The 9,446-nt window shown below is 61.6% G+C and carries 8 protein-coding genes; 3 read left to right on the top strand and 5 right to left on the bottom strand.

Translation table 11 applies throughout. The features are described 5' to 3' along the window. The 5 genes from FY112_RS12915 to FY112_RS12895 all read right to left on the bottom strand — a co-directional run. A partial coding sequence (locus tag FY112_RS12915) for a ThuA domain-containing protein (RefSeq protein WP_181018205.1) occupies window positions 1-433 on the bottom strand: 433 nt, incomplete at its 3' end. Between the two features lie 18 nt (window positions 434-451). Beyond that, window positions 452-1,534, bottom strand: a complete 1,083-nt coding sequence (gene ugpC / locus FY112_RS12910) for a sn-glycerol-3-phosphate ABC transporter ATP-binding protein UgpC (RefSeq protein ID WP_062943945.1) — start codon at window positions 1,532-1,534, stop codon at window positions 452-454. 19 nt (window positions 1,535-1,553) lie between these two features. Then, a complete protein-coding gene (locus tag FY112_RS12905; RefSeq protein ID WP_151518528.1) occupies window positions 1,554-2,465 on the bottom strand; it encodes a carbohydrate ABC transporter permease in 912 nt (303 codons plus the stop codon). Window position 2,466: 1 nt separating this feature from the next. Beyond that, on the bottom strand, window positions 2,467-3,354 hold the full coding sequence (locus FY112_RS12900; protein ID WP_003543165.1) for a sugar ABC transporter permease: 888 nt from the start codon (window positions 3,352-3,354) through the stop codon (window positions 2,467-2,469). Window positions 3,355-3,460: 106 nt separating this feature from the next. Further along, on the bottom strand, window positions 3,461-4,753 hold the full coding sequence (locus tag FY112_RS12895; RefSeq protein WP_018496912.1) for an extracellular solute-binding protein: 1,293 nt from the start codon (window positions 4,751-4,753) through the stop codon (window positions 3,461-3,463). A gap of 201 nt (window positions 4,754-4,954) precedes the next feature. Here FY112_RS12895 and FY112_RS12890 point away from each other — a divergent pair, with 201 nt between their 5' ends. From FY112_RS12890 to FY112_RS12880, 3 genes are all read left to right on the top strand, one after another. Then, entirely contained in the window at window positions 4,955-5,962 is a 1,008-nt protein-coding gene (locus FY112_RS12890) for a Gfo/Idh/MocA family oxidoreductase (RefSeq protein WP_151518527.1), read from the top strand. A 9-nt stretch (window positions 5,963-5,971) separates the two neighbouring features. Further along, window positions 5,972-6,970: a LacI family DNA-binding transcriptional regulator gene (locus FY112_RS12885; protein WP_151518526.1), complete on the top strand. Its 999-nt coding sequence runs from the start codon at window positions 5,972-5,974 to the stop codon at window positions 6,968-6,970. Between the two features lie 100 nt (window positions 6,971-7,070). Next, window positions 7,071-9,314, top strand: a complete 2,244-nt coding sequence (locus FY112_RS12880; RefSeq protein ID WP_151518525.1) for a glycoside hydrolase family 2 TIM barrel-domain containing protein — start codon at window positions 7,071-7,073, stop codon at window positions 9,312-9,314. The last annotated feature ends 132 nt before the right edge of the window (window positions 9,315-9,446 follow it).

The following is a 9,446-nucleotide window of genomic DNA, read 5'->3' as shown; positions in this document are numbered from 1 at the left end:
GCGGCAGCCCCTCGGCGATCGGATGCGAGGGATTGACCACCCAAACGCGCTCCAGGTCGCCTTCCGGCGTCTCGCGCCAGGAAAGGTTGGCATTGGTCCCCATCAGCCGGCGGAAGAGCTTGGAATGATGGCCGGAATGCAGGACCAGCAGGCCCATGCCCTTCAGCACGCGCTGCTGCACGCGGTCGATCAGCCCGTCGCTGACCTCTTCATGCGCCATGTGCCCCCACCAGAGCAGCACGTCGGTATCATTGAGCACGGAATCCGGCAGCCCTTCATCCGGATCGTCTAGCGTACCGCGGCGAACCTCGAAATCGGGGTGGGCGATACCGGCAGCGATCGCTCCGTCGATACGATCAGGATAGATATCCTGAACTTCCTTGTGGACCTGCTCGTGGCGTCCTTCGTTCCAGATCGTGACCTTGATTGTCATGTCATTCCTCGATGTGTTTCAAGCGGTTGCCGAGCGGATTACCCGGCCGGCGGAATCAAACAGATGGCAACCGGCGCGCTCGGCAGTCAGCGACACGCGATCGCCGGGGCGAATGGTCATGTCGCCTTCCGTGCGTACGACGATCGGCTGCTGCTGCGAACCGACTGTCAGATAGGTCTCCACGCCCAAACGCTCGACGATGACGACCTCGGCCGAAAAATCACCCTGCCCTTGGGGTGCGAGCTTCAGATGTTCCGGCCGAATGCCGAGTTTCGCCTCGCCCTGCTGCACGGCGCCATTGGCGTCTGAAAGGTCGATGGAAAGGCCGAGCGGGCTTTCCAGATGCACCTTGCCGGCATCCCGGCGCGTCGCCGTCATCGGCAGCACGTTCATCTTTGGCGAGCCGATGAAGGTTGCGACAAACTCGTTATCGGGCTGATGGTAGAGATCCATCGGCGCGCCCTGTTGAGCGACGACGCCCTTGTTCAGCACGACGATACGGTCCGCCATCGTCATCGCTTCGACCTGGTCGTGCGTGACATACACGACTGTCGCTTTCAGCTCGCGGTGCAGGCGCTGCAGCTCGGCGCGCATCTGCACGCGCAGCGCCGAATCGAGGTTCGACAGCGGCTCGTCGAACAGGATCAGCGCCGGTTTCTTGATGATGGCGCGGCCGATCGCCACGCGCTGGCGTTGGCCGCCGGAAAGCGCGGCCGGGCGTCGGTCGAGGTAGTCGGTGAGCTGCAGGATTTCGGCGACAGCTTCCACCTGCCGGCGGATCTCCGCCTCCGGCACTTTCTTCAGGCTGAGCGAAAAGCCGATATTTTCGGCAACGCTCATATGCGGATAGAGTGCATAGGACTGGAACACCATGGCGATGCCGCGCTTGTCGGGCGGCACGTCGTTGATGCGTGTGCCGTTAAGGATGAGGTCGCCCTCGTCGATGCCTTCGAGGCCGGCGATCATCCGCAGCAGCGTGGACTTGCCGCAGCCGGACGGACCGACGAAAACCGCGAATTCGCCGTCTTCCACGGTGATGTCGACGCCCTTGATGACCTCGAGCGCGCCGTAGAATTTGCGAACGTTTCTGAGATTGATCATCTGTTTCTCTTTCTTGATCTCAGCCCTTCACGCCGCCCGAAAACGTCTGGACGAGGAAGCGCCGCGCAAAACCGAAGGCGACGACGGCAGGCAGCAGATAGATGAATGCCAGCGCGGTCAGCAGGCCGTAATCGATCTCGTTGATGCGCAGGAAGGCGCGGAAAAGACCGAGCGGCAGCGTCTGCAGCTCCGGCGACGACAGGAAGATCAGCGGCAAGAGGAAATCGCCCCAGGCCGACATGAAGGCGAAGAGCCCGGCGGCGGCAAGCCCGGGCAGTGCCAGCGGGATCAGCACCCGGCGGATGCGCTGGAAGAGTGTTGCCCCATCCATCAGCGCCGCCTCCTCATAGTCCCTCGGCAGCCCGTCGAAGAAGGTCTTCATGATCCAGAGCGCCAACGGCAATTGCATCGTCGCAAGCACCAGGATCAACCCGAGATAACCGTCGATGAAGCCGGTCCAGCGCATGATGTCGCGGGCATAGCTGCCGAAGATCGGCCTGAGCACCGCCGCTTCCGCGTTATTCAGCGTCAGCAGGAATTTGTAGAGCGGCACGACCAGCGCCGTCGGCGGCAGCACCCGGATGAGCAGGATCGCGTAGAGGAAGGGCAGCTTCCACCAGGCCCGGGTGCGCGACAGGGCATAACCGCCGAGCCCGGAAAGCACCATGACGAGCAGCGTCGCGCTAGCGACCACGAAGAGCGAGTTGAACAGCCACTTCGCCCCGTCCTCCTTGGTGAAGACTCTGACATAGTTGGCGAAGGTCCACTGCTCCGGCCAGTGCAGGAAGAGCTGGGCATTGCCGTCGAGCGAGGCAAGCAGCACCCAGAAGAAGGGCACCGCGCAGAAGATCGAGATCAGCGACAGCGTCGCATAGGCGATGAGGTCGGAGCGACCCTTGTTTGCGGTTTCGCTCGGGGAAACGACGGCCATGTCAGACCTCCACCTTCATGGCCCGGACATAGGCGATACCCAATATCAGCGAGATGACGAGCGCGACGACGGCGACCGCAGCACCATAACCCAGCTGGAACGACGTAAAGGACTGGTTGTAGATATAGATGCTGACCACCTCGGTTGCTCCGCCCGGTCCGCCGCGCGTCAGCGCATAGACGAGGCCGAAAACGGCGATGGTGGAGACGGCCGAGATCAGCATATAGAGCAGGATCGTCGGCATCATCAGCGGCAGGGTGATGCGGCGGAACATCTGCGACGGTGTCGCGCCGTCCATGCGGGCCGCCTCGTAGATCTCCGCCGGAATGGTGCTGAGGCCGGCCGTCAACAGGATCATCGCCGTGGCGATGCCGCGCCAGGTGTTGACGACGATGATCATCGACAGCGGGAAGACCTGCAGCCAGTCGGCCGGCGTGATGCCGAAGAAGCTGACGATGCGGCTGAGTGTGGCATTGTCGCCGCCCGCCAGCATCGAGATCCACATGAAACCGGCGACGACTTCAGGGGCCGCGTTCGGCAACAGGATGATCGACGAGAACACCCGCCGAAAGCGGATCGGCCGGCGCAGCGCAATTGCCGAGATCAGGCCGAGCACGAACTGGCCGATCACCGCCGAACCGATGACGAAGACGAAGGTGACGAACAGCGAATTCCAGAACTTCGCGTCGTTGAAGAGCCGCGTGTAATTCCTGAAACCAACGAAACGGGGCCGAAGGGCCGCTGCCCCGGTCAGCGCCTCATTGGTGAAGCTCAGATAGATCGAATAGAGGGCCGGATAGATGACGAAGGCCAGAAGCAGCACCAGCGAGGGCAGCAGGATCAGCAGCCATTGCCGCTCGGCGCGCTTTTCATGAGAGTTTCGGGCCATGGAAGCTCACAAACCTTATCGATGGAACCGGCTTATCGAATGAAAGCGGGAAGACGCGGGCGTTGGCGCCGCGTCCCCGTCGTGGCGGAAGAGAGCGTGCCGGGGCTTACTTGACCATGTCGTCGCCGAGCGTTTCCTTGACGTAGTCGACAAGGATCTTCTGGGCGCCGGCGGCATCGGTTTCCTTGCGCAGCAGCGCTTCGGTGGCGCGCGCGACACCTTCCGAGACCGTACCGAAACCGGAGGCCTGCTTCAGGAACACGCCGTTTCCGGCCGCGGCATGGATCGGAACCAGTTCCGTCAGCTTCTGGAACTCGGCATTGTCAGCCGCATCCTTGCTGGCCGGGATGTTGCCGATGCGGGCGGCGTAGGAAACCTGCGTCTCGATCGAGCCGATCTCCATCAGCGCCTTGATTGCCAGTTCGGTATTGGCCGACTTGGAATTGACGGCCCACGGCGCAGCGAGATTGGCAAGCACATACTGGCCGCTGCTCTGGCCGGGAACCGTCCAGGTGCCGACCACCTTCGTCACGTCAGGGATCGGGTTCTTGCTTTCGCGACCCCAGTCGAAAATATAGCACCAGGAGCCGCAGGTAGTCGCGGCGAGCTTGCCTGCCGGGAACATCTGGTACTTCGGCACGACCCAGGGCTCGGGTCCGAGCAGCGGCTGCGTCGGCATCAGATCCTTGTCGATCAGTTCCTTGTAGACGTTGAAGACATCCTTGATGCCTTCGCCATTCAGATCGAGCTTGCCGTCGGCATCGACCAGCTGCGGCGTCTTGGAACCGACGAGCAGATGCTGGAAACCTTCGTCGAAGGCACCGCTTCCCCAGGAAACGCCGGCCGGAAAGAGCAGGCCGTAGGCGCCGGTCTTCTGCTTGATCTCCGCCGCGCGGTCGAGAAGTTCCTGCCAGGTCTTCGGCTGTTCGGTGGAGATGCCGGCTTTTTCGAGAACGTCCTTGCGGTAATAGATTTCCTGAATGCCGAGCATGAACGGCATCACATAGGTTTCACCATCCGGGCTGACGGCAAGCTCCTTGGCGACGTCATAGAGGTTGGCGTAGCCGTCCCAGGCCTTGAACTCCTTGGTAACAGGCGCGAGGTAACCGGCTTCCACCATGTCGGCGACCGCAGCCGTCGTCGGGATGGAGAACAGGTCGGGCGCGTTGCCGGCGCCGAGCTCGGTCAGGAGCTTGGTCAGATAATCCTTGTCGGGTGCCGGATATTCGATGACCTCGACGGTGACGCCATATTTCTTTTCGATCCGCTCGACCGTCGACTTCATCGCGTCGATGCCGGCCTGACCATGATTTGCAATTCGGATTGTTTCTGCCTGTGCCAGCGTCGAAACCGCGCTCAGCAGAATGGCGCATAGGCCGCCAAGAACCATTTTCTTCAACGGAAGTCCTCCCTTTTGTAGAGACACGGCGCCCTCCAGCACCGGTCGTGAAAATGTACACGCATTCCGAATGCTGACAAGACGGTTTTTGAAAAGATTCGATACTGAGCTTTAATATACTGATATTACTTATTTATTTAGATATTGCCATCACTATACCGTTTGTGTAATCGTGTGCACAATGTATTCAGGGAGGAATTCATGTCTGAGAAATTGCGCCTCGGCGTCATCGGCGCTGGCTTGAAGGCGGCGGAATATGCCGAGAGCTGGGTCAAGATGCCGGAGATCGAATTCGCGGCACTCGCCGACACCACGGCGGCGTCGCGCCAGCGCCTGATCGACGTCTGCCTCGCCGCCGGCGCACCAGAACCGAGGAGCTTCGAGGATTATCGCCAGATGCTCGCGGAATGCCGGGGCGAACTCGACATCGTCTACGTCTCGACCCCGCATGCCTTCCATGCCGAGCAGGCAACTGCCGTCGCCGAGGCTGGCCTCGATCTCTTCCTGGAAAAGCCGATGGTGACGACGGTTGCTGAGGCCGAGAGGCTGATCGCCGCACAGAAAAAGAGCGGCGTCACCATCGTCACCGCCTTCCAGGGCGGCCTGTCGCCGCTGGTGCTCGACACGCGCCGGCGGGCTCTCGCCGGCGAATTCGGCGCGTTGATCGCCATATCGGGCATGATCTGGGAAAGCTGGTCGTCCAATTACGACGGCCACTGGAAGCAGCAGCCTGACATCTCCGGCGGCGGCTTCATGTTCGATACCGGCGCCCATATGATGAACACCGTCTGCCTGCTCGCCAATTCGGACTTCGACAGTGTGTCCGCCTATATGAACAATCACGGCAGACAGGTCGATATCACCACGGCCGTCTCCGCCCGGCTGAAGAACGGCGCGCTGGCGACATTGACGGCCGCCGGCGAAGGCCCTCCGGGCTGCGCTTCCTATATCACCTTCTTCTATTCGAAGGCGATCGTGCGCATCGACGCCTGGGGTGGCTGGCGCGAGATCAGCATCGGACGTACCGCCGAGCCGCGCGAGGAAGCCGAGATTCTCGGCAACCCGATGAAGAATTTCCTCGCCATTCGCGAGGGAAAGATGGAAAACTCCGGCTCCGTTGAAATGGGCCTCAGATTCGCTAGGCTATGGGATGCAATCAAGGAATCGGCAGCGGCCGACGGCGCTTCCGTCAGGATCGTCGCCCAATAGGCGCTGAAGATGAGCGGAATAAATAGACGGCGGATCACCTCGAAGGAACTGGCGAAACTCGCCGGCGTCTCCTCCGCCACCGTTTCCCGCGCCTTCTCGCCGGATTCGCGCATCGGCAGCGCCACCCGCGACCGCATCCTCGCCGTCGCGCGTGAACATGGCTACCAGCCGAACGCGATCGCCCGCTCGCTGAACAACCAGCGCTCGCGGCTCGTCGCCTTGGTCGTCAATGCGATCGGCAACCCTTGCGAGGCCGAGGAGCAGCAGCTTCTCGTCCACCGCCTGCAGGCGAGACAATTGCTGCCGATCATCCTCTGCTGCACCGATCATTCCGACCGGCTGCAGCTGATGCGCCTTGCCTCCACCTATCAGGTCGATCACGTCGTCGTCTTCTCCGACATGGTGTCGATGCAAGATGCCGTCGATATCTTCCACACGACGAAGCCGATCATCGTCTCCTTCGAACCGCTCGACAACGAAAACGTCTCCAGCATCCGCATCGACGGCGCTGAGGCCGCCGACGAGATCATCGACAAGATCGTCCGCGACGGCAAAAAGCGTTTCGCCTACCTCTCCGGCACCAATTCAAGCTGGATCGACAAGCTCCGGCGCAAATGGTTCGCCGATGCGCTGGCCAAGCGCGGCCTTGCCTTCGAGGCCCAGGCCTTCGGTGACTACTCCTATGACTCCGGCTTCAAGGAAGCCGTGCTCCTGCTGCACCGTGACAAGGTCGACGCCATCATCTGTGGCAACGATGTCATGGCGATCGGTGCGCGCGATGCAGCCCGCCGGGTGCTCGGCAAGAACACGCCTGATGATATCGCCATCGTCGGCCAGGACGGCATCGCCATGGCCGCCTGGGATTGCAACGACCTCACCACGCTGAGCCTCGACCACGTCGCCTTCATCGATGCCGTCGTCGAATTGATCGAACGCCATGACGCCGAGATCGAAGGTCCGCACAGCATCACGCTCACCTGCACCGCCCGCTGGGGCTCAACCGCCTGACAGCTCGCACCCATTGCATCAAGGAGGAATACCATGACTCAATTTTCACGCGCCGAAAGGCGCCGCACCGTCCCTGATGCCGTAACCGGGAGAGCCTGAAATGCGTTCCGTCGTTTCCTTCAACGAAGGCTGGAGTTTCCATGAGGGCTTCGGCCAGCGTTTGCTCGAAGCTTTCGATGCCGCCAAGTCGGTCAGCCTGCCGCATACCGCCGTCGAACTGCCCTTCAGCTATTTCGACGAGACCAGCTATCAGCGCGCCTTCACCTATCAGAAGGTGCTGCGCTGGCTGCCGGAATTCGAGGGCCGCGAGGTCTCGCTCGTCTTCGACGCCGCCATGGCCGACAGCGTCGTCTATCTGAACGGCGAAGAAATCATTGCCCACAAGGACGGCTACACCCCCTTCGAGGCTCGTCTCACCGGCAAGCTCGTCAAGGGCGAGAACCTCGTCACCGTCAAGATCGACGGCAGCGAGAACCCCGACATTCCGCCTTTCGGCGGCCGCATCGATTATCTGACCTATGCCGGCATCTACCGCGACGTCTGGCTGAAGGTCACCGACCCGGTCTCGATCCGCAATCTCAAGATCGAAACCACTGACGTTCTTCGCCCGGAGAAATCGGCGACCATCCGCGTCGACATCGCCAATCCCGAGGGCCGCAGCTTCTCGGCGACCGTCACCGCCACGCTGAAACAGGCCGATGGCACGGTGGTCGCCACTGCCGCGACCGAAACGATCGGCAGCCGCACCACGCTCTCCTTTGGCGGCCTCACCGGCATCGCCCTCTGGGACATCACCGATCCCACGCTCTATGACGTCACCGTCGAGCTCAGGACCGAACACGGCTCCGACCGTATTTCCATCCGGTTCGGCTTCCGCATCGCCGAATTCACGCCGGAAGGTTTCCTCCTCAACGGCAAGCCATTGAAGCTGCGCGGCCTCAACCGTCACCAGGCCTTCCCCTATGTCGGTTATGCCGCCGGCCGCTCTGCCCAGGAGCGTGACGCCGACATCATGAAGACGGTGCTGAAGTGCAATATCGTCCGCACCTCGCATTATCCGCAGTCGAAATGGTTCCTCGATCGATGCGACGCGATCGGCCTGCTGGTTTTCGAGGAGATCCCCGGCTGGCAGCATATCGGCGACGCCGGCTGGCAGCAGGAATCGATCGAGAACGTCCGCCGCATGATCGAGCGCGACTGGAACCATCCCTCGATCATCATCTGGGGCGTGCGCATCAACGAATCGCAGGATGATCACGATTTCTACGCCGAGACCAATCGGTTGGCCCGTGAACTCGACAGCACCCGCCAGACCGGCGGCGTGCGTTATCTTACCGAGAGCGAGTTGCTCGAAGACGTCTATACGATGAACGACTTCACCCTCGGCAATGAAGAGCTGCCGGGCGCCAACCGCCCGCGCACCGCGCTGCGCGCCCAGCAGGAAAATACCGGACTGTCGCACAAGGTGCCGTACCTCATCACCGAGTTCAACGGCCACATGCACCCGACGAAGATTTATGACCAGGAGCAGCGTCAGGCCGAGCATGTGCGCCGTCACCTGGAAGTGCTGAATGCCGCCTATGGCGATCCCGATATATCAGGCGCCATCGGCTGGTGCATGTTCGATTACAACACCCACAAGGATTTCGGCTCCGGCGACCGCATCTGCTATCACGGCGTCATGGACATGTTCCGCGAGCCGAAATTCGCCGCCTATGCCTATATTAGCCAGTGCGACCCTTCCGAGGAGATCGTCATGAAGCCGGTGACCTTCTGGGCGCGCGGCGAACGCAATATCGGCGGCGTGCTGCCGCTGATCATCCTGACCAACTGCGACGAGGTGGAGCTGCAATATGGCTCGCTTTCCAAGCGTATCGGTCCGGACCGCGAGAACTACCCGCATCTGCCACATCCGCCCGTCGTGCTCGACCATCGTCATTTCACTGCCGACGAGCTCGGCACCTGGGGTCTCGAATGGATCGACGGCACCTTCACCGGTTATATCGGCGGCGAGCCGGTGGCCAGCCTGACGCTGGCGGCCGATCCATTGCCGACGACCCTGGAAGTGGTTGCCGATAGCCCCACGTTGAAAGCCCGCGAACGCGACAGCACGCGCGTCATCATCCGCGCCCTCGACCAGCGCGGCCAGCGCCTGCCTTTCATGAACGACAGCATTTCGCTAAAGGTGCACGGCCCGGCAAGGATCGTCGGCCCGACCAACGTGCCACTGCAGGGCGGCACTGCCGGCTTCTGGCTGGAGGCCACGGGGTTCACTGGCGAGATCACCGTCGAAGCAGTCTCCTCGCGTTTTCCCCCGGTGAAGGTCGGCGTGACGGCCGCCTAGCGCATAACCCCGAAAATCGAAATCGATTTTCGGAAAGGAATTATGCGAAAACCCAAAGTGTTAGAGCGTCCTTAGCGCGTCTTTCGAGACGCGCGGCGCTCTAACGGTCGTCACCCAATCCTGAGCTGGTTC

The organism is Rhizobium sp. PEPV16 (assembly GCF_008919455.1).
In the GTDB taxonomy this organism is placed as follows: Bacteria; Pseudomonadota; Alphaproteobacteria; order Rhizobiales; family Rhizobiaceae; genus Rhizobium; species Rhizobium leguminosarum_Q.
This window is presented reverse-complemented; position numbering and strand designations above follow the sequence as displayed.

What these genes read in the sequence shown, in the direction of transcription:
- ugpC (WP_062943945.1), bottom strand. Translation starts at nt 1,534, where the DNA reads ATGATCAATCTCAGAAACGTTCGCAAATTCTACGGCGCGCTCGAGGTC.
- FY112_RS12905 (WP_151518528.1), bottom strand. Translation starts at nt 2,465, where the DNA reads ATGGCCGTCGTTTCCCCGAGCGAAACCGCAAACAAGGGTCGCTCCGAC.
- FY112_RS12900 (WP_003543165.1), bottom strand. Translation starts at nt 3,354, where the DNA reads ATGGCCCGAAACTCTCATGAAAAGCGCGCCGAGCGGCAATGGCTGCTG.
- FY112_RS12890 (WP_151518527.1), top strand. Translation starts at nt 4,955, where the DNA reads ATGTCTGAGAAATTGCGCCTCGGCGTCATCGGCGCTGGCTTGAAGGCG.
- FY112_RS12885 (WP_151518526.1), top strand. Translation starts at nt 5,972, where the DNA reads ATGAGCGGAATAAATAGACGGCGGATCACCTCGAAGGAACTGGCGAAA.
- FY112_RS12880 (WP_151518525.1), top strand. Translation starts at nt 7,071, where the DNA reads ATGCGTTCCGTCGTTTCCTTCAACGAAGGCTGGAGTTTCCATGAGGGC.